At 33.8% G+C, this 19,193-nt stretch carries 19 protein-coding genes; 15 read left to right on the top strand and 4 right to left on the bottom strand.

Annotated elements, in window-relative coordinates:
* Nucleotides 1-72: 72 nt before the first annotated feature.
* Complete coding sequence (locus GVN22_RS24530; RefSeq protein ID WP_166553647.1) at nucleotides 73-666, bottom strand: hypothetical protein; 594 nt, start codon at nucleotides 664-666, stop codon at nucleotides 73-75.
* A gap of 5 nt (nucleotides 667-671) precedes the next feature.
* Nucleotides 672-1,229, bottom strand: coding sequence for an RNA polymerase sigma factor (locus GVN22_RS24525; RefSeq protein ID WP_166553646.1), 558 nt, complete (start codon nucleotides 1,227-1,229; stop codon nucleotides 672-674).
* A 335-nt stretch (nucleotides 1,230-1,564) separates the two neighbouring features.
* On the opposite strand from GVN22_RS24525, the gene GVN22_RS24520 reads away from it, so the two are divergent.
* The 8 genes from GVN22_RS24520 (at nucleotide 1,565) to GVN22_RS24485 (ending at nucleotide 9,784) form a co-directional block, all read left to right on the top strand.
* On the top strand, nucleotides 1,565-2,716 hold the full coding sequence (locus GVN22_RS24520) for a caspase family protein (RefSeq protein ID WP_166553645.1): 1,152 nt from the start codon (nucleotides 1,565-1,567) through the stop codon (nucleotides 2,714-2,716).
* An 11-nt stretch (nucleotides 2,717-2,727) separates the two neighbouring features.
* Entirely contained in the window at nucleotides 2,728-3,357 is a 630-nt protein-coding gene (locus GVN22_RS24515) for a hypothetical protein (RefSeq protein WP_166553644.1), read from the top strand.
* Nucleotide 3,358: 1 nt separating this feature from the next.
* Nucleotides 3,359-4,198, top strand: a complete 840-nt coding sequence (locus tag GVN22_RS24510) for a hypothetical protein (RefSeq protein WP_166553643.1) — start codon at nucleotides 3,359-3,361, stop codon at nucleotides 4,196-4,198.
* Between the two features lie 22 nt (nucleotides 4,199-4,220).
* Entirely contained in the window at nucleotides 4,221-5,231 is a 1,011-nt protein-coding gene (locus tag GVN22_RS24505; protein ID WP_166553642.1) for a hypothetical protein, read from the top strand.
* A 38-nt stretch (nucleotides 5,232-5,269) separates the two neighbouring features.
* Complete coding sequence (locus GVN22_RS24500; protein WP_166553641.1) at nucleotides 5,270-6,364, top strand: hypothetical protein; 1,095 nt, start codon at nucleotides 5,270-5,272, stop codon at nucleotides 6,362-6,364.
* Between the two features lie 43 nt (nucleotides 6,365-6,407).
* Entirely contained in the window at nucleotides 6,408-7,877 is a 1,470-nt protein-coding gene (locus tag GVN22_RS24495; RefSeq protein ID WP_166553640.1) for a C1 family peptidase, read from the top strand.
* Between the two features lie 77 nt (nucleotides 7,878-7,954).
* Nucleotides 7,955-9,385, top strand: coding sequence for a DUF4384 domain-containing protein (locus GVN22_RS24490; protein ID WP_166553639.1), 1,431 nt, complete (start codon nucleotides 7,955-7,957; stop codon nucleotides 9,383-9,385).
* A gap of 249 nt (nucleotides 9,386-9,634) precedes the next feature.
* Nucleotides 9,635-9,784 carry a hypothetical protein gene (locus tag GVN22_RS24485; RefSeq protein ID WP_166553638.1) on the top strand — a complete coding sequence of 50 codons (150 nt, stop codon included), beginning with the start codon at nucleotides 9,635-9,637 and terminating at the stop codon, nucleotides 9,782-9,784.
* 142 nt (nucleotides 9,785-9,926) lie between these two features.
* Here GVN22_RS24485 and GVN22_RS24480 read toward each other — a convergent pair whose 3' ends face one another.
* Complete coding sequence (locus tag GVN22_RS24480; protein WP_166553637.1) at nucleotides 9,927-10,673, bottom strand: hypothetical protein; 747 nt, start codon at nucleotides 10,671-10,673, stop codon at nucleotides 9,927-9,929.
* A 54-nt stretch (nucleotides 10,674-10,727) separates the two neighbouring features.
* Nucleotides 10,728-11,309, bottom strand: a complete 582-nt coding sequence (locus GVN22_RS24475; protein WP_166553636.1) for an RNA polymerase sigma factor — start codon at nucleotides 11,307-11,309, stop codon at nucleotides 10,728-10,730.
* Between the two features lie 133 nt (nucleotides 11,310-11,442).
* On the opposite strand from GVN22_RS24475, the gene GVN22_RS24470 reads away from it, so the two are divergent.
* The 7 genes from GVN22_RS24470 (at nucleotide 11,443) to GVN22_RS24440 (ending at nucleotide 19,035) form a co-directional block, all read left to right on the top strand.
* Nucleotides 11,443-12,249, top strand: a complete 807-nt coding sequence (locus GVN22_RS24470; RefSeq protein WP_166553635.1) for a caspase family protein — start codon at nucleotides 11,443-11,445, stop codon at nucleotides 12,247-12,249.
* Nucleotides 12,242-12,733 (top strand): hypothetical protein, encoded by a 492-nt coding sequence (locus GVN22_RS24465; RefSeq protein ID WP_166553634.1) that lies wholly within the window; start codon nucleotides 12,242-12,244, stop codon nucleotides 12,731-12,733. The genes GVN22_RS24470 and GVN22_RS24465 overlap by 8 nt, the downstream gene beginning before the upstream one ends.
* Before the next feature lie 86 nt (nucleotides 12,734-12,819).
* Nucleotides 12,820-13,401, top strand: a complete 582-nt coding sequence (locus GVN22_RS24460; protein ID WP_166553633.1) for a DUF4126 domain-containing protein — start codon at nucleotides 12,820-12,822, stop codon at nucleotides 13,399-13,401.
* Nucleotides 13,402-13,934: 533 nt separating this feature from the next.
* Nucleotides 13,935-15,362 (top strand): SUMF1/EgtB/PvdO family nonheme iron enzyme, encoded by a 1,428-nt coding sequence (locus GVN22_RS24455; RefSeq protein ID WP_166553632.1) that lies wholly within the window; start codon nucleotides 13,935-13,937, stop codon nucleotides 15,360-15,362.
* Between the two features lie 123 nt (nucleotides 15,363-15,485).
* Nucleotides 15,486-16,265 (top strand): hypothetical protein, encoded by a 780-nt coding sequence (locus GVN22_RS24450; RefSeq protein WP_166553631.1) that lies wholly within the window; start codon nucleotides 15,486-15,488, stop codon nucleotides 16,263-16,265.
* 20 nt (nucleotides 16,266-16,285) lie between these two features.
* Entirely contained in the window at nucleotides 16,286-17,377 is a 1,092-nt protein-coding gene (locus GVN22_RS24445; protein WP_166553630.1) for a caspase family protein, read from the top strand.
* Nucleotides 17,378-17,463: 86 nt separating this feature from the next.
* On the top strand, nucleotides 17,464-19,035 hold the full coding sequence (locus tag GVN22_RS24440; RefSeq protein ID WP_166553629.1) for an SUMF1/EgtB/PvdO family nonheme iron enzyme: 1,572 nt from the start codon (nucleotides 17,464-17,466) through the stop codon (nucleotides 19,033-19,035).
* The last annotated feature ends 158 nt before the right edge of the window (nucleotides 19,036-19,193 follow it).

Below are 19,193 nucleotides of genomic sequence, written 5' to 3'. Positions count from 1 at the left end.
ACTATTTAACTTAGATTTTGGAAGAAAATTTATTTTTCGGTAGGAAGATTTTTTCTTTTGGAGACCACATAACTACTCTATTTGCGCTAAGATTTTTTTTGCCTCTGTTTGAAATGGACTGTCTATATTTTTACTCAACTTGACAAGGTATATTTTAGCTTCTTCTACACGGTTTTCATGCAATAATGCCAATGCTAAGTACCAAGAAGCAAAAGGATGGTTATTAGTGCGTAAAATAATGATAGCGTCGCGATACTTTTTTTGGTCGAGTAGCTCAATGGCGTGATTAAATTCTTTTTCAATATCTGCAGAGGCATTCACAAAAACCTGTGGTGAACTGTAATAGGCTTGATAAATCTGAACACCATCGATTTTATTAGTACTATTTTGCCATAAGAATAATCCTGCTACTATAAACAGACTTGCTGCCACTGCTATATACTGAGTCCATAAATTTTGAACTTTTCCATTTGCATGTATTTCTTGCAGTTTTCTGGAGACATCATATACTTGAAACCCCAAATGAATTCTTTTTAGCGATTCATACTCGGTTTTGTAAGCATTATCAGATGCAATTCTTTGAGAAATCTCTTCATTTTTTTCTAGATTAGTACGATTGATGATAAACTCAATCAATTCTAGTTTTTCCTCGTCTGTTATTTTCATGAAATTTAAAGATTGATACGTTGTCTTAAGGATTTTAAGCAATTACTAAATCTCATTCGAAGTGTAGCTTGTGCTACTGTTGGATATTGTACATATATTTCATCCCAGTCTAGCTCATCAATGAGTTTTAGCATAAGTATTTCAATACAAGACTCTCCAAGAGCTTGAATTTCCCTAATGATTTCTTTGTAGAAAAATGTATCTGAAATATAGGTAGTTTGAAAATCCGAGTGGTTGTCGATATTTTCTTGAAACCTAGAACTTTGTTTTGACTTCCAATAGTCAAGTCTTTTCCACTCCAAATGTTGATTTACCCATTTCAGTATCATTTTTGAGGTGTTTTCTTCCCGTTTTTCTAATGTCCCCAATTTGACTTTTTCAAATAAGTCAATAATTACTTCTTGGAAAATGTCATACGCAACATCTTTTTCTTGGTTCATCTTATTTACGTGTGAGGCATAAGTCCTCTGATAAATGAACGAAAATGCCCAGCTATCTCCGTCCTTGACTCCTTCATACAAGTCTTTTTGAGAATGGTTTCGATTAATAATAGAATAGATCAAGTGATTTGTAAAGTTTAGGATTTGAATAACAGACAGAACATAATACTAAAATAGAATACAATTACTAAAACTTGAAGATTGACAATATGAAATGACAAAAAGTTTAATGAATCTTATATCAATTCAATAAAGGAAAAATCCATCCATCCTTTTTATTATACATTGGTTTAAAAATAGACACCGAAAAATAAAAAAAGAGCCTGTAAATATGCTATGAGGTATATATTTACGAATTTATGTTGCCCTAAATATGTAAATAACTTTTTTACAAGTGATAAGCTTATTCTATTTATGAGTATCAATGGTTAATTAATCTCATTTAAAAATTTTTTCAGATGTATAAACGATTACAAATATGTGTCTTATTGGTATTACTAATACCAACCTTTACACTAGCTAGTGACTTGCGTTTGATCATTATGGCCGATGTTCAGGCAACAGATATCGGCTTTAGTACCATGAAGGATATAAATACCATAGAGTTTGAATTTGAGACAATAGCAAAAGAATTAAATCTCAACTTCAAAAAAACAATTCTTACTTATGATCAATTCACAAGAGGATCTCTCTACAAACAGATAAGTGACCTTACCGTGACTGACACAGATGTGTTAGTATTTTATTATTCAGGACATGGATTTGCTCTACAAAACACTAAGAGTATTTTTCCCAATTTGAAGGTAAAGGATGTCAATAACCTTAATTTGACTGATGTTCACGAACAGTTAAAGAGGAAAAATGCTAGACTTTGTATGTCGTTTGCGGATTGCTGTAATAATACCGTATCAGAAGCTGTCCTAAGTCGTACCCCGGTAAGAAAAGGTATATCCAATCAAAGCGATATTTTAAGAAAACTTTTTTTAGAGTCAAAAGGTGACATCATTCTTGCATCCTCTAGAAGAGAAGAGCAAGCATTGGGAGATGAAAATGGGGGTATTTATACACGGTCTTGGTTAGAATCGCTAACGTTTGCAAAAGCTCAAAACCTAACTATTGAGTGGCAAAGTTTATTGGATGATGCCGAAGTCAGATTACAAAATAAATTAACTCAAATCGAAGGATCTAGACATATACAGCATTCAATATTTGAAATAAATGTAACTGTATATGGTCCAGTTATAGTTAAAGTTGACCCTGTAATAAAGGATTCCGTTATTGTAGAACCTGCACCACCAAAACCCTTACCAAGCGTATCATTCAGTGAGATGAATAAATATCTTAACACTTTAGTAGATGAAAGAATTTCATTACAAAAACGATGGCAAATTTTAGATCTAAATAGAAATAAATTTTTCCCTCCGGTAGCTCAAGTAAAAGAATATATTAATCTTATTGAAAATAAGCTTGAGCCAGTAGATGTAGATATTTTTCTTGCCTCTTTAGTTTCTAGAGCACAAGCTATTAAAGAAATAAATGTTGTAGAGAATCTTTCTACATTTTCCGATCAAGGAAAATATCAAATTATCACTATTCAAGAAATACGCTAATAATAACTACTATGAAAAATTTTCATTTATACCGTGTCATCGCATTATGCTTATTAATATTTGCTAATGTAGCGTGTGTAGCTCAGACAAGGGGTGATATTAAAGATCCTACGAAAGAGCAACTTCAAGAGTTTAAGGATTTGGCCGATAAAAGAACCGAGGACTTGTTGCTTTATATTCAACAGTTGAGTGATAAAGAAATTCCATTAAACCTTCGGAAGCGATCGTTAAATGCAGCTTTATCTCTTTTTGAAAAAACTGATACAACTACCAGTGAAGGGAAAAAAACGCTGTATCCAACAATACAAATTTCATCCAAGACAGGCCCTACCAGAGCTATTCCTGTGAATGAATACTTAGAAAACCTTATGGATTTAAAGCATTTTGCAAAAGTAAAAGTAACCTCATATCAAGTAAATTATTCTACCCCTTTTAAAAAAGGACCTGATGGAAGGTACCATTCTACGTCCTACTATTATCAAAACTTTGTTGGCGAGTATAAGGATAAGAAAATGGTTTATCGCTCCAAAGATAGAAAGGCTATAAATGTTATGGTTGGGCAATCTTATAAGAATGATACTTTTATTATGAGCTTTGGCAATATCACCGTAGAAGAAACAGAGAGTTCAATTTCAAACTAGCATGAGAATACAACTTATCATCACAATTATCTCTATAGTATCCATTAATGTATATGGTCAAAAAAGTAAATTAGATACCACAACAATTACTGAATACAAAAGAGAAAAACCTGAGTCCTTTATGCTATGGCAAGTGAAAGGACTTGGGGACTTTATAAGTCGGTTTAACTATCAAACTTTTATAAATGGGAAAAGCTGGACTGATTCTACCAAGCAAATATACCCTAGAGGTTTATATGTAAGAAGTCTCTTTGATGAATACGATGTCAGATTGGGTGGTTTGAATAAAAACCAAGCCTACATCAATGAAGTGGATCAATTTATTAAATATATAGTTGAAGAACACGTAACAATAGGAGAGTTTCCCGAATTAAAGGCTAAAATAGTAGCGATAGCAGAATCAGGGGTAGGTAAGTTTCCTGTAGAAATAGAGCTAGAGACTATTTACAACAAATCTCAAAAGTACTCCTCATGGCAAATTTCGGAGATTCATCTCCCGAAAACAATAGCTTTAGGATCAGAACATGGTAACGAGTTGAGTGAATGCCATCAGGGAAGTCGGTATCTAAACCCAAACGCTCATGATACTTCCTTTATTCAGCTTTTGGATATTGTTAATAATGGTCAATCTATCATACCACTCGTCAGTTCTAAGATACGACTCACTCAAGAAATCTGGACCTTAGAAACATCTATAAACAAAGGTGTAAAGCTGACAAGCATTGGAGATGTGCGTATAATCCTTCAGGTAGATAAATATTATTCTCTTGAATTGAAAGACTTTTTGAGAGAAAAAGAAAACTCGGGATTACTAATAAGTAACATTGCAAAGCATCCATAAACGCGTGCTAATCCTTCATAATATGAAAAAGATTTTTCTTTTCTTTTTGATTTTGAATTTTCCCTCTGATAGACTATTTGCTCAAGATAAGTTCATTGACTCTGCTAAGGTTTGTTTACAGAAATTTTCAATATCTATAGAACAATTAGGTATTCCGAAAGACTCAAGTATCCGAAATAAAGAGATATTAAGTCTTATAAATCAATATCAGCTTTCAAGAAAAATTCCTCTTCCTGACCTAACACTAAATGATAGTCTTTATAGGGTTAAGCGCCAAAAATTACCGTTTGAATTACTCGTTAAAAAACTTCCATACACCTTTTGGCAAGGGTTTACCTTCATTCTAGACCCCTCAAAAGCAATTATAGTCCAAAGGAGTCAATCTCAGCATGAAATATCAATCACCTTTGACGTTCCTGTTAGTCTCTGGGGAACCCAACAAGATAGACTACATACTGAGCGAATAGGAGAACATTGGTTAATTACAATTGCGGCAACAAAAGACAAAGAGCTATTTAAAGATATTCATTTGTCAAAGTTTGAATTTACTAACTGCTGGATCTATGATGAGCCTCCAACCAAGTTAGTGATGACCTCTATTTTAGCACAGCTTTATACAAATATCTTTCTTTTAATGGATAAAAATAAGGATGAAGTCCTTAGGAAAGAAGCATTGGCTTTGCTACAAAAAAAAATTAAATCTGATACAATTTTTTTCGAAACTACTGATAAGGTTCTATTACCGATCAGTATAAATGGTTGTAAAGACAAAGAAAATATTCCTAATGTCTTGGACAAAGGCTTTAAGATTCGAAATATAAATCTGTCATACATGACAAGTTTTGGCAGAAATATTAATGGCTTACATCTTTCCAAAAAAATGATAATCAAGGAGATAAATTTAAGTTCTCCAAAGTGGTTCAAATCTTGGGAAGAAAAATCTATCCAGCTAGAAAGTTCACTAATCGAAGGCCAACTTAGTATCTGGTCCGTAGACAAAATAATCATTCAACCTTTAAATACGCACAAATGAACAGATTCTTTTTAGTACACTCCCCGAAGATGTTATCAATGTTATTTATCGTACTAACACTGACAGGTTTTTCAAAAATGAGAGACGATATACCAGGCTCTCATGAGCGAGCGCTTAATAATCTTCTTAAAGCTTACCAAAAGGAGATAAACCTACTAGTACCTATGGTAGTTGCTGATCCAAGCGCCAAAAAAGCTAAGGATTTTGTAGCCTTATTCTTTTCTGCGGATACGTGTTCTGTTGTAAATCATGGAATTCCTGCCAATCTAAAACCTGAAAAAAAAATAGAAAGTATAGTAGATAAAGCTACTTTCAAAGCCAGTGAAATGATTAAGGTATATTCATCGATTTATAAAAAAGGTTTTACTTATGAGCTCAACCGCGATGATTTAGTTATAGAGTCTTTAGATTCTATTATTCAAAAGTCACCCCGATTAGTATTTACCTATCAAGTAAAGGTTCCATTATCTCTGGAAGGAAAGCTTTCTAATCAACTAAGTTCAAACGTTTTGGATACCTTAAATTTTGAAACGGTAGTGTACACGGACTCAAAAAACAATGTAAAGTTTGTTAAAATAAATCGTATTACAAGAGCAGGTGAACGTTTACCAATAACCATTAATCCTGGACCTACTCCAACCCCAACTCCCAAACCTAAACCTGAAATTGTAGAAGAAGAATTAGTTGTCGATTGGTCAGCTGAGAAAAAAGTGAAAAGTTTTTTAGCCTTAGCTAAGACCTTGCAAAATACTGCAAGTGCCGATTCTGCTTATGCTAAGTATGAACTTATTCACAAAGAATTATTCTCTACATCATCGTTTGTAAAGATGATTAAGAAAGATGGAACAACTGATGAATTAGCACTAGATGGTTTTGTTAATTTACTTAAAGGAAAGAAAATGAATTTTGACCTAGTTAGTAGCAACTTTACCTATTTTGATAATTTCCGTAAAGACTCTATGGGTATGATGTTTTGTAGAGCAACTACCTATCATAATGTCTCCAAATTTGAAAAAGGCGCCCCGATTTCAGAAAATCAATCCACCGCCGAGAGAATGCCATCAAAAAGTAAACTAAACAGTAAAAAGCCAGGATATACTCTGATAAGTCAGATAATAATTAAAGAACTATAAGCTCATTCAAACCAAACGATTTAAATCATTAAAAATAATAACCATGAAACGTACATCATTTAATTTATTGGCTCTAGTTACCATCTTAAGTTTGACATTGGGAGGTATAGGTGCATTAGCTCAAAAACCTAAGTATAAGTTAGGACTTACCCCAGATGACAGACAATATAGTAGCTTAAAAAAACGTAGTAAAGATTTTAAATTTAGAGGAATCCTTCCGCCCGCTTACAGCCTATTGAAGTACAGCCCACCTATTGGAGATCAAGGAAATTGGGGTACTTGTGTTGGTTGGTCTACTGCGTACTACATGCGCACCACAATGGAAGCTAGAAAACTTAATTTGTCAGATAAGACTAAAATCTTTAACACAGCTTTTTCACCTAGCTATGTATACGAAAGAATTAAGCGTCAATCATCAAGTAGTTGCGACCAAGGAACTCGTCTACCAGATGCTTTAGAAGTTTTAAAAAATCAAGGTGCTGCTAAATTATCATGTGCACCTTATGATTGTGGAAAACGTTATGACAACTGTAATACAGAAGCAGCAAACTTTAAAATTGCAGGGTACACACCTATCATTGATTTAGAAGCAACAATGACTACAAATGAAAAAATCCTTAAGATCAAATCAGCATTAGTAGAAACTCAAAATCCGGTGGTAATTGGTATGATGGTTCCTGAATCTTTCTTTCTAGCAAAAGAGACATGGAAAGCTTCGCCAAACGAAACAATTGAGAGTAGTTTGGGGGGACACGCTATGGCTATTATCGGCTATGATGATGAAAAAGGAGGTTTTTTGATTTCTAATAGCTGGGGCACCAAATGGGGACAAGAGGGCTATACTTGGGCAAACTATGCAGATTTAGTGACTTTTACGCCGTATGCCTATGAAGTAGTAGCAGATATTGAGCCCACTCCTAACGTAGTAACAATGTCAGGTAAAATGGAATTGTTGCTCAATGCAGGAGGTAAAATGGAAGTGGTATCAAGTAACGTCAAGACACGCGGAATTACTGTGACATCTGACAAATCAGAGACACAAGAAGAAGTTTTAATTAAAGAATATTCAATTAAGAATGCCTATCCTTCTAATACTAGCTTTAAGGCTTCTATCTCAAATTCTAAGTCTAGCTATGTGTATATCATAGGCTCTGATGACAGTAACTCTGTAAGTTCGTTATTCCCATATAAAGATGGTGTCAGTGCACTAATACCATCAAATAATATGGCTACTTTACCTGCTAATAATGCTTCATTTACACTTGATAGTTCAGCAGGAAATGATTATTTCTTAGTCTTATATTCTGCAAATGAATTAGACATCAATCAGCTATCTCAAGACATTAGAAGAGCTTCGGGAACATTTACTCAAAAAGTATTGAGTGCAGTGGGTAAGGAGATTATTTCTGCTAATCAGATTGATTATCAAGCGGAAAGTATCGGATTTGCTTTGAAAGGAGATGCTAAGGGTACTGTAGTTCCTCTCATAGTTAAGATCAAACACCAAAATTAAGAACTCTATTTCAGGGTATTAGGAGTTAGGGATTTATTTTCTAACTCCTATTGCTTTTTCTAAAATCATATATGATTATGTTAGTTAGATACTTATATCTATTGTTATTAGTATCTGTGAATTTTCAGATATTAGGACAAAAAACTCTTTCGACATCTTTTACGACTCAACAGGAAAAAGATTTATCTCAAATCCTTGAAGTGCTGAAACAAACTCAGCATTCAATGCAATTGTTTCTCTCCGATGGAACTGAAGAGGATGAAAAAAAACTCATTTCGTATTTTATTGATTTGGATAGAGTATTAATAGCAAATGACTTGTCATTAGGAGGTAATGATGTGCGTACGAGTAAAAACATTACATTAGGAGAATACATCAATGCTCTACCTGTAACATATTTTGGTGGACTGAGTTTCAACTTTGACCTTTCTTCAATAAGAGTTCATATTCCCCGTAAGAACGAATACCATATCTACTTAAAGCGATATCTTCAAGGTTTTAATAGAGATAATAAGAGCGAAGTAATCAAGGATTACGAATGGTATAGGATATCTTTTCAGAAGCAGCAAGAATCCAATGAATATAAAATTGCTTATATGGATTTTATAACCACCGAAATGAACTCTGCTAAACCTTTCCCTGAGCATATATTTAAAGCACAAAATAATACCCTTGAAGATCTTATTGATCGAATTTGTGAGCAATTGAGTATCAAAATACCCAAAAATGAGAGCAAAGAGATTAATATACATAAAATTACATACGAGGGAAAAAATGTCATTAATCCTATGGCAGATTATATCACTGGTAATATAAAAGCACAGTTATCGAGAAGTCATAGGCAATTAAAAATAAATGAAATAAGGCGTTCCATTAATGTTATTCTACAATTAGAAGGTTGTTATATGATTGAGGGTGATAATGTAGTAGTTGAGACTAATCTTTATAACGAAGAAAGAGATAAGATAGCTACAAGCCGTGTAGCTATACCTAAAAACAGAGTAAAACAATTTGATTTAATTCCCAATATAAAACTAGTATCAGAAGCTGATACTGTAATCAAACATGTTGTTGCTACCCCAGAAAAGATTGATAAAAGTATACTCAGTATTCGTCTGAGAACAAATAAAGGAGAACTAGCTCAATCATTTACAAAAGGTGAGGCACTCAGTATTCATGTTGCCGCAAATCACCCTTGTAAAATTAGAATCATCTATAAGGATGCAAGTGGTATGTATTTCTTTATGAACAAAGAAGAGTTAGAAATTACCAAGTATGAACTAAATAGGGAGGTAGAATTAAAGGAACATTTTGAATGCTCTGACCCTTATGGGGTTGAAGCACTCATTGCATTTGCTACTACAGATCATTTTGAAAAACTAGAAACAAAGCAAGATCAATATGGGCGAGTGGTAATTCTTAACTCCATTGATTCTCTTGTTAAAAAGTCTCAATCAAGTAACTCGGTAACAAGGATTATTCAAATAACAACCTCACTTGGAAAGTGAGATATAATTACTTTCTAAGAATGGAATAGTATTAAATGACTATTTTATACCCCTCAAACTTCATGGAAAGTTTACTTCATATTCATTTCATTCTTGCTTAGAAATCTAATGAGTACTCAAACTAAAGGGATGATTCCTTTAAGTCAAAATATGCTGGATAGAGCGTAACGTCGTTTGACTTTAGTTATTGAAAATAAAGATTACTAGCATATTCCTATACTGAATAATCTAATTAATGAGGCAAATGATATGACTGGAAATATTTGGGAATGGTGTAACGACTGGTATGGGCAATATAGTAGTGGTACAAACCGTGTTTTACGAGTCGCTAATCGTGATATAACTGCCCCTGGCGATACCTATGGTGCCATCGGATTCAGAATAGTTATTGCTCAATAGTACTTAAGTTTGGGGTTGATCATTGTCAACCCCAAACTTATTTAAAATAGCCAATGAATAGCTAGAATTTACAGATTAAATGGCTCTTATACTTTATCAAATAATTCTATAATCTACCGATATCGACAATAACTTTATTCTATTATCTACCCGATTCACTATGTACAGTAAGCATTATTTTTGCATCCTCCTTGTAGGGCGAATCAGTTGAATTTATAATGTTACGCCATAAATTTAAAGCCTCGTTTCTATCTCCAAAATTCCATTGATATATGGACAAATACCATTCTGCTTGAAGCTTAAGGGCTTGATTTTTCCGGCTTTTTGATAATTTACCCAAAAGAGATAATGTTTCCATATCCGCCGAATTATCAATAAGTTGTTGTACTGCTTGATAGAGAGCAGTCGAATCCTTGGCCCAAGCTTTATCATTTATATCGCTATTTTCCATCCCTTTGGGTAATGTAGGAACAATTAGAGCTTGATTAGTTGTATGTCCATTCATTAAATACTCAGGAGAAGAGTTTGTTTCCATAAAAAAACTTTGATACACCACCCATGACCCAACGATTATTAGTAACCCTGCAGCTAATGATAGAGGTAGCCTGAAAGGTATAGCTTTCTTTTGATTTGACTCATTGTCTTGTATTGAGTTAGGGTAAAACGGAATAGGCTCTGCTACATTTTCTTCTTGAATTTCTTCTGCTATTTCGGCAAATATTTTTTTGTAGTTGAGTCTCTTAAAAGCATTCATGATTCCTTCTTGAAGTTTAACTTCTTCCGCTAGCTCAGGATTTACTTTAATTTGCTCTCGTATAAATTTTTGCTCATCTGCTGGTAAAATCCCTCTTACATAGAGTGGAATTTTATCAATTAAATCTTTATCCATATTTTTCTAATTTCTAGAGTGACTATTTATTACTCTATCTATTTATACCAAATTCTATTGAAACCTTAACATTTTTTCTCTCAAATAGCTGAAACATCTGAATCTTTTGGTTGTAGCAGTACCCAAAGTGATTCCTTGTCTTTCAGCAATTTCTGATAAAGAAAGTTCTTCTACATAAAACCAATGTAGTAAGTCCTGACATTCTTGTCTTAGCTCACCTAAGGCATTTTTGAGATGCTTGAGAATGCGAACTTGTTCTTCTTCATCTGAGTCTTCCTCATAAAACTCTCCATTATCCAAATCATAGTTATTGATATCGGTGAATTGAGAACTCTTTGATAAGTTATACTTTTTTCGAAGATGATTTAGAAAAATTGAAAAACAGTACGTAGTAATCTTCGTGTTAGGTTGCCAAGTATATTTACCTATACGAATATTATTTACAAATGAGGCCAGACACTCCTGTAGTAAATCTTGTGCGTCATCATCAGACATACCAAAAGAACTTGCTTTTGGCATGCATAACTCAAGCATCTTTTTATAGAGATATTCAAACGCTTCTCTTTTTTCTAATGATAAATCGAGAAATAGTTGTTTTTGGTCAGAATCGTATGCAGTAGTTTTTTTTGACTTCATTATTGCCTCAAATGGGTTGAATTAGTATGGGTTCATTATTTTTATAAAAAATATTTACAAGTTATCGTGGTCACTCTATTTATAGTCGTAACCGAGATAAAACACAAGAAGTCAAATGCTCATGTTTAAAATTATGAAAAAAATCATTATCCTATTCGAATTATTATTGATTTTCTCTAGCTCCGGATACGCTTCAACAACAGGTTTAGGAAAGATGTATGTTTGTGTTGTGATTGGTAAAGACGAAAATGGACGAGACAAAGATAGATTGAGTGACTATACTGCTATCAAGCAATTTTGCACATCTGTATCAAATGGATTAGGCTATGGAAGTCCTTTGTTCTTCGAGTTAACCATGAAGAATCAAATAACACCCATGCAAATCAATAACTTGTTGAATGAGGTAAAGATTAGAGTAAATTCTAACCAGAAGGATCTTTTTGTTTTTTACTTTTCTGGGCATGGACAAAATCAGAAAGGCAATACCCTCCCAAGTTTTGAGTGTGGGAATCAGCAACTTTACCACATGAGCAGTATTATAACTCAGATAAAAAAATGGGGAAAACAAAAACCTATCACCTCACTTGTTATAGGCGATTGTTGTAATCAAGTAGTCAAAAATGACGAATATGGTACAATAGGGTTAAATAAGCTCGCTTATACGGGACTTAAAAAACTATTCTTGGATAATGCACAACCACAGATTATCGCCTGGACCGCAGCGTCAAAAGGGCAAGTTTCCTATAGTAATTATACTAGTGGCTCTTTATTCTTAGGGTTGTTCAGAAATACTTTTTATACCCTTTTGGCAGATACTTATGCCACGCCAAACATGATTTCGTGGAATTTGTTAGCAAGTAAGGTAATAGAGTCAGGAAAGTCTAGAAATGGACTAGAGAAGGTTATTCCGTACTTTGAAAAACATATTTGTTATGAATAAACTCGTTTTATTAATAGTACTTTTTTTGACAGGGTTTTCTCTATTGATAGACAAACCCATCAAGAAAACAGAGTCTCCAAAAGTAGAGGTGGATTCTACTGTAAGGTTTTTTTTAGGAGATAGTGCCAGCCTAATTTTATGTCAAGGTAAGGATATTAGAATATTTAGGTTAGGGGACAAACAACAAGACTCTCATGAAGGTTTTGAAGGATATGTAATAAAAAAAAAATGGAAAATACAATCAATAACTCAAATAGACAGATTAAAAAGATTTCTGAAAAATGGTAAGAATTATGGTATTGATCAGTATGTGAAAAACTGCACTTTTAATCCTACTGTGGGGATATCCGTGACCTATCGGGGAGAACATGTGAATATATTGGTATGTCCAAGTTGTCAAGTTTGGCGATTTATTTATAAATCTAACATCAAAGAAGAAGACTTTACATTTTTGTTGAAAGACTTTCAGTCTTTAATTCAATAATTATTCCGAATAAATTATATTTCAAATTTACAAATGCTTGTTTGACTCTTTTAAGTAGTATAACTCTTAATAAAACAACCAATTGTATGAAAACTAAATACTTTTTATTCGGAATATTATTCAGTATTAGCCTGCTTATTGATTTTACCTCATGGGCACAATCTCCCTTTCAGATTGTACCTTCTCATGTAGTAAATATGGGATTGATACTAAAGCTTATCTCACTAGCAGCAGTTGACTTTTATGCTACTTCTCTATTTATTGGCCTTGCATTAAGATTTACATGGTTTGCTGGAATCCCTAGCTACTTTAGTCCCTTGGCAACAGATGGATTTCTAATGCTATTTGGGGTACTTTACTTGGTTGAACATTTTGTTGAAAAAATACCAGGAGCCTCCGTTGCTTGGACATGGGCACATGCTATAGTTAAGCCTATAGCTGTTCTAGTTTTTCTACTCCAAATAGCTTTTAATACCTCATTTGAAATTAGTTTCATGACTATACTATTAGGCTTAATATTAGTTGTATTAATCAGCTTAATTGATGCAAAACTATGGACAGTCTTAGGTTTTATTCCTTTTGCTCCAGTTGTTGTTACGATCGCAGAGGATATTATTGTTGTACTCTTAGTTTCCAAATCGATTTTACCTAATCTCATAGGTGCTTAGTTATTGCTAATGTATCGAGGTTTAAGAATCAATTTGTTATTAGACTTATTGCTCTCATTAGTTTCCTATTGTTTTACGGTAGAAATCGATGTCATGATATGTTGCCATCGATTTCTACCGTAAAGTAACTCATTGTGTCCCCTTAAAGGGTTTGGTTTGAATGTACATTAACTTCTGATAATTAGCAATTATAGATCATAGCTTAACAAGGTAAAACTATATTAATCCTCATTTTTCAATTTTACTATTAAGGTATTGAATCATTTAGGAATGAATATAGAAGAAGGGTACGACGTTTAGCTATGATAGTTACACTCCAATTGCACGTACTTATACTTTTTGTAATTACTCCATACATAAAGTCTATCAACAAGTATGTGATTGCTATTTTTTTACCGAAAAATAAAAAAAAAACAATAATTATCATCCTGCATTTTATATTTCGCAGTATCCGAATTCATAAATAATAATTAATTAGAAGTACCTCCTAAATTGAAGAATCAAGTATTTAAACTTAATCACTTAAAACACGTATGTTACTCAGAAAATCTTTTCTCTTTCTTTCAATTTGTTTAACATTACTCAGTTGTAAACTAGAACTGATAGACAACACAAAAGGCGTAGCTCCAGGTACTGGAAGTGGATCTGGAACAACTACCTGTGTAAATGCTACTGGCGTGACAGCTATAGCATCATCAGCTCAAAATCCTCTCAATATCAACTTAAATCTTACAGGAGACTTAAAAGATATTACAAAGGTTGATTGGAGTATAAGTTTAAATAACATCGAGCAGTATCAAAATAGCCAGTCCACTTCTCCATTTTCAACAAGTGCGACATTAAAGGGTGAAGGTACATTTGTCGTTATGGCCAAAGTCCTAAACAAATGTGGAGATACTTACAGTCTTACAAAAGAGTACACCTATACTGCACCCAAAGTATGTACAAAAGTGCAGTCTATTGCAGTATCTAACACGTCAACGTCAACACAATCTGTTATATCTTTAGCACTTTCTGCAACTACAGATATTGCCAAAGTAGACTGGAGCATATCACAAGGTGGGCTAAAAGTTACTGAAACATCCAACCTTACTACCCCATTTAGTGCTACAAATATAAATTTGATCCCTGACGGAAAATTTGATATTCAGGCCAATATTACCACTACTTGTGGTGATTCATATACGTTAACAAGTACCTATTATTATGTTAAGCCTATTGAGACAGCTCTTGTCAGTGGGACAACATATACTATGGGAAGAGATGACGGTGCCTCTGATGAAAAACCTGCCCATAGTGTTTCTATTGCTAGCTTTTACATCGGGAAATATGAGGTAACAGTAGAAGAGTTTAATAAGTTTGTAGAAGCTACAAGCTATATAACTGATGCGGAGAGAGCTAAATATAGCTTCATTTATACACAGCCTGGACAAACACCTGTACAAAAAGCAGGGATTAATTGGCGATATGACTCGGAAGGTATTCTATATACTAATTTAAAAACCAATACTAATCCTGCATTATACCTCAGCTATTATGACGCTATCGCTTTTTGTGATTGGATGACAAGTAATACTAAAAAGACATATCGATTACCTACAGAAGCTGAATGGGAATACGCAGCTAGAGGGGGACGCCTCTCCACCGGAAAAGCGTATGCGGGTAGTAATGATCCTAACGAAGCTGCTTGGTACAGTACTAATAGTTCATTAAGAGTTCATCCAGTTGGTCTGAAAAAAGCCAATGAGCTAGGTGTTTTCGATATGTCAGGAAATATCTACGAAATATGCTCAGATTGGTATGGATCCTATCCTACCCCACCTTCTTCAGGAGCGAATAAGGTATTGAGAGGCGGATGTTGGATTGATCCTTTTCTCAATGCAAGTGTTTATGATAGAAGTTATGTAACTCCTAATGGTAATAGTAATATAACAGGCTTTAGAATTACTATTCAGCCATAAATATTTGTTTTACTGTGTGCTATGACAGGACAAGTACTCCTATCATAGCGCACATGCTGGGAAAAGATCAAAGTGGTAATCACCTTACTATCATTATACATTAAACTATTATAAATATACACAATGAAGTTATTTAGCATATTTATACCCAATAGGAAGAGTATTCTATTCCTTGTTTGGGCTTCATTTAGTTTATTTTCTTGGAATGGACTTGCTCAGCAGCATAGCCAGAAAATTAATGTCGTTGTTAATGCTGTAACCGAGGAATTTTCAAAGATTAAAATTTTGTACAAATTGCCACAAGCCACTATGGATTGTTACAGGATAAAAAGTATCATATTAGTGGACTCTGCTAGTCGCAGTAGAGTACAAGCGAAAAGTCTTGACTTTAGAGGTCCATTCAAATACGATATCAATCTAAACAATACAGTAGTTTGGGATTATGTCAAGGACAGTGTTTACCTAGATGGTAAATACAGTGTCTCTGTTGAGATTGAGAGTTGTAGTATTCCCAACCAGCCTGGTATTACTTCAAATACTCCACACGCCCTAGGACTTAAACTTGCTGTTGGAGCCGTTGGTATCTCAAGCGCACTATTTGCATCGCTCCTAAAACAAAACTTTGATAAGAAGACCAGCTTATTGAATGAGCTTGATGCAACCCTGCCCCAAAGCAATAATAACTTTGCAACTCAAGCTGATTTAGATAAATGGAATGCTGCCTATAATGAGGCTAAGGCAGCACAAAAAACAGAATTACTCACTGTAGCGGTCGGCGTAAGCGTCGTAGCCTTGGTGTACGAAGCCTACTTATTGTTATCTCACAGGAAAGACGTTTCAAGAAATGTTAGCTTTTCACCAAGCAAAAGTCAAGTGGGTTTAGCATTAAATATTAAATTTTAGGACATTTAAGAAACATAATCATGAAGCTATATACACGATTAGTTTTATTTTGGGCATCTCTCATTTCTTGGGATTCTGATATTTATGCTCAGAGGAAGTATTTTCCTATCAATACACTAAAGTTGGAAGATATTACTTGGTCTAATGAATATAAAGGTTCTTCTGTTTCATCGCCCAGAGATACCTTTGATATTAAATGTCATGTGACTTGTAACGCACCATTGAGTTATCTTACCTTTACAATTTATGACGAAAATACAAAACTACCAGTGATTGCTCCCAAAAGTCAAATAGGTTCTATGTTTGAAGCAAAAGTTGCCATCAGTAAAATAAGAGAGCATAGCCTTCGGATAAAAGTGGCCTATAAACTAGACACCAATAAGTTTTATATTACAAAACCTATAAAAATTGAAAAACAAGACGTAAAAAGATACGCTTTACTGATTGGAAACTCCCAATATAAAGCCCATGGAAAATTAGGTAATTATCCATATGATGATGTAAAAAATTTGCAAACAGCATTAACACATACAGGATTTGAGGTAACCAGTGTAGCAGATGCTGACAAACAAAAGATGTTGAGTTATATCAGTGACTTTTGCACAAAATCCAAAAACGCAGATGTATTATTCTTATATTTTGCTGGTCATGGTGTACATTTTAAGAATAGTTTGAATTATTTACTCCCTGTAGATTCAAAACTAAATACATTGGAGGATATCCCTAACCAAGGGATTAGTTTACTACAACTAATCAATGACCTAAACAATAAAAATAGTGATGCACTAAAAGTCATTGTCTTGGATGCAACGCGTATGGTTCGTCCTATTGTAAGTGCAGATAATGCAAAAGTAGAGGATTATGCAGGTTTTTCCCCAATGACCACAGATCTCAAAAATATTAAACGTCTTATTGTTTTAAATTCAACAACTAAAGAAAATACCACTCCAAATGATGGGAAATTTGCACAAAAATTGACTAATTTTCTGCAAAAAGAAAGGTCACTTTATAATATTTTAAATGATTTTCAAAACGCAATACAGAATGAATATAAACTATTTAAAATTAAGCCAGAGTTGCTTAAACGCTCCAACAAAGACGTTATTTTGTAGGATATAGGTTGAATAAATTACACACTTGGTGGTCAAAATGACCCTTAGTGTTAGGCAATTATAGAATAATAAATTATTTTAGAGATATGAGATTACCTTATTATCTAATACTTTATTTTATCTCTTTTTCACTGCAATCATGGGCTCAAGAAAAAGGTATGAAACCAATTGAGGACGACATTCAAAATGAAAAGCGTCTTGCTTTGGTAATTGGTATAAAAAAATATAGAAATTTGCCGCCCCTCAAAAATACATTGAATGATGCCAACGATATGGCTCGCGAGTTAAGTGCATCGGGTTTTGAAGTGATTCTTAAAGAGGACTTAGATAAATCCATGTTTAATGAGGCATTAGAAAAATTTGGGCAGAAGCTAAAAAATAATAATGTGGGACTACTCTATTATAGTGGGCATGGGATACAATATAATGGTGAGACATATCTAATTCCAACCAATGCCGTTATCAAAGATAGTAGTGATGTTGATGCAAACTGTATAAGATTGAGTGATATTTTAGAAATTATGAGTAAGTCTCATGTAGAAATATCGCTAGTAATATCCGATGCATGTCGAAATACTCCCAAGTTTAAAAATAGTGCGACAGCTAACAATAATTTTAAAATTCCAGGTGGATTTAAACGAGGATATATTGCCTTTGCAACTAGTATTAATGCACCAGCAGATGACAATCAATACGGAAATAATGGCGCATTTACAGGTGAGTTACTAAAATATATTAGTATTCCTGAGTTGAGTATTGGAGAAATAATGCAAAAAACTAGAAACTCTCTCAATCTAAAATTTGAGCAGATAACGGGTATATATGATCAACTAGGTAGTGATTTTTATTTTAAGAAAAGGATTGTAGCTATTGAACCTGATACTCAAAGTATTCCAGCAGGAACAGAAGAAATTGGCACGGATGCTACTGAGGAAGAAGACGCCTATCCAGCGCATATTGTAGATTTCACTTCATTCGCAATGGGTAAATATGAGGTTACTCAATCACAATTCAAACTATTTGTTGCCGAAACTAGCTATAAAACTGATGCTGAAAAGAATGGATTTAGTTATGTTTTTCACGAAGATAGTATTAAGGTTCTACGTCAGAATATCAATTGGAGAAATGACGAAAGAGGTGAACTTGTAGGGAACGATCCACAATCAGCTCAAAAACCTGTAATACATGTTAGTTGGAATGATGCAAATGAGTACTGTAAATGGCTGACAGAGAAAGCACAATTAAAGGGAGAAATAAAAGTATTTCGATTACCTACTGAATCCGAATGGGAATATGTTGCCAAAGTTAGTGCTAATAAAGGCAGTAAAGGTGTACAAAGCAGCGATAACAAAGGCTATCAAGATTGGCATTTAGAAAATAGCGGAAAAAAAATCCATAAGGTAGGAGAAAAAATAGCTAATAAGTTTCAAGTTTATGATATTAACGGAAATGTGAGTGAATGGTGTAGTGACTGGTTTGGAAGGTATAGTTCTCTGCGGTCTTCCAATCCCAAAGGTTCTGAAGTTGGCGATTATAAAGTGTTTAGAGGGGGTAATTGGAGTGACAGTATTGAGTATTCTCAACCCTTCAGTCGTTCTTATCAATTATCTACATACACTAGCTATAACTTGGGGTTTAGAGTATGTTATTCAAAATAGTATCAATATAGTTATGTTTAGGTAACGTTTAATTTGATAAACATGAGTCATCCCGAATTTTTCGGGAGAACTTTTAAAAACGAAACCTCCTTGTTTACTTTGTGAATCACGACAAACACAAACAAACAGGAGGTTTCTATGCATAAAGCATTTCTACA

The organism is Cellulophaga sp. BC115SP, assembly GCF_009905545.1.
GTDB lineage: Bacteria > Bacteroidota > Bacteroidia > Cytophagales > Spirosomataceae > Flectobacillus > Flectobacillus rivi.
Note: the sequence above shows the minus strand (reverse complement) of the source record. Positions and strands in the feature narration are given on the sequence as shown.

Excerpts from the sequence above, each read along its gene's own strand:
- GVN22_RS24530 (WP_166553647.1), bottom strand. The coding sequence starts at position 666 with ATGAAAATAACAGACGAGGAAAAACTAGAATTGATTGAGTTTATCATC.
- GVN22_RS24475 (WP_166553636.1), bottom strand. The coding sequence starts at position 11,309 with ATGAAGTCAAAAAAAACTACTGCATACGATTCTGACCAAAAACAACTA.
- GVN22_RS24510 (WP_166553643.1), top strand. The coding sequence starts at position 3,359 with ATGAGAATACAACTTATCATCACAATTATCTCTATAGTATCCATTAAT.
- GVN22_RS24465 (WP_166553634.1), top strand. The coding sequence starts at position 12,242 with ATGAATAAACTCGTTTTATTAATAGTACTTTTTTTGACAGGGTTTTCT.
- GVN22_RS24515 (WP_166553644.1), top strand. The coding sequence starts at position 2,728 with ATGAAAAATTTTCATTTATACCGTGTCATCGCATTATGCTTATTAATA.
- GVN22_RS24500 (WP_166553641.1), top strand. The coding sequence starts at position 5,270 with ATGTTATTTATCGTACTAACACTGACAGGTTTTTCAAAAATGAGAGAC.
- GVN22_RS24450 (WP_166553631.1), top strand. The coding sequence starts at position 15,486 with ATGAAGTTATTTAGCATATTTATACCCAATAGGAAGAGTATTCTATTC.
- GVN22_RS24495 (WP_166553640.1), top strand. The coding sequence starts at position 6,408 with ATGAAACGTACATCATTTAATTTATTGGCTCTAGTTACCATCTTAAGT.
- GVN22_RS24440 (WP_166553629.1), top strand. The coding sequence starts at position 17,464 with ATGAGATTACCTTATTATCTAATACTTTATTTTATCTCTTTTTCACTG.
- GVN22_RS24490 (WP_166553639.1), top strand. The coding sequence starts at position 7,955 with ATGTTAGTTAGATACTTATATCTATTGTTATTAGTATCTGTGAATTTT.
- GVN22_RS24445 (WP_166553630.1), top strand. The coding sequence starts at position 16,286 with ATGAAGCTATATACACGATTAGTTTTATTTTGGGCATCTCTCATTTCT.
- GVN22_RS24480 (WP_166553637.1), bottom strand. The coding sequence starts at position 10,673 with ATGGATAAAGATTTAATTGATAAAATTCCACTCTATGTAAGAGGGATT.
- GVN22_RS24505 (WP_166553642.1), top strand. The coding sequence starts at position 4,221 with ATGAAAAAGATTTTTCTTTTCTTTTTGATTTTGAATTTTCCCTCTGAT.
- GVN22_RS24485 (WP_166553638.1), top strand. The coding sequence starts at position 9,635 with ATGACTGGAAATATTTGGGAATGGTGTAACGACTGGTATGGGCAATAT.
- GVN22_RS24520 (WP_166553645.1), top strand. The coding sequence starts at position 1,565 with ATGTATAAACGATTACAAATATGTGTCTTATTGGTATTACTAATACCA.
- GVN22_RS24460 (WP_166553633.1), top strand. The coding sequence starts at position 12,820 with ATGAAAACTAAATACTTTTTATTCGGAATATTATTCAGTATTAGCCTG.
- GVN22_RS24470 (WP_166553635.1), top strand. The coding sequence starts at position 11,443 with ATGAAAAAAATCATTATCCTATTCGAATTATTATTGATTTTCTCTAGC.
- GVN22_RS24455 (WP_166553632.1), top strand. The coding sequence starts at position 13,935 with ATGTTACTCAGAAAATCTTTTCTCTTTCTTTCAATTTGTTTAACATTA.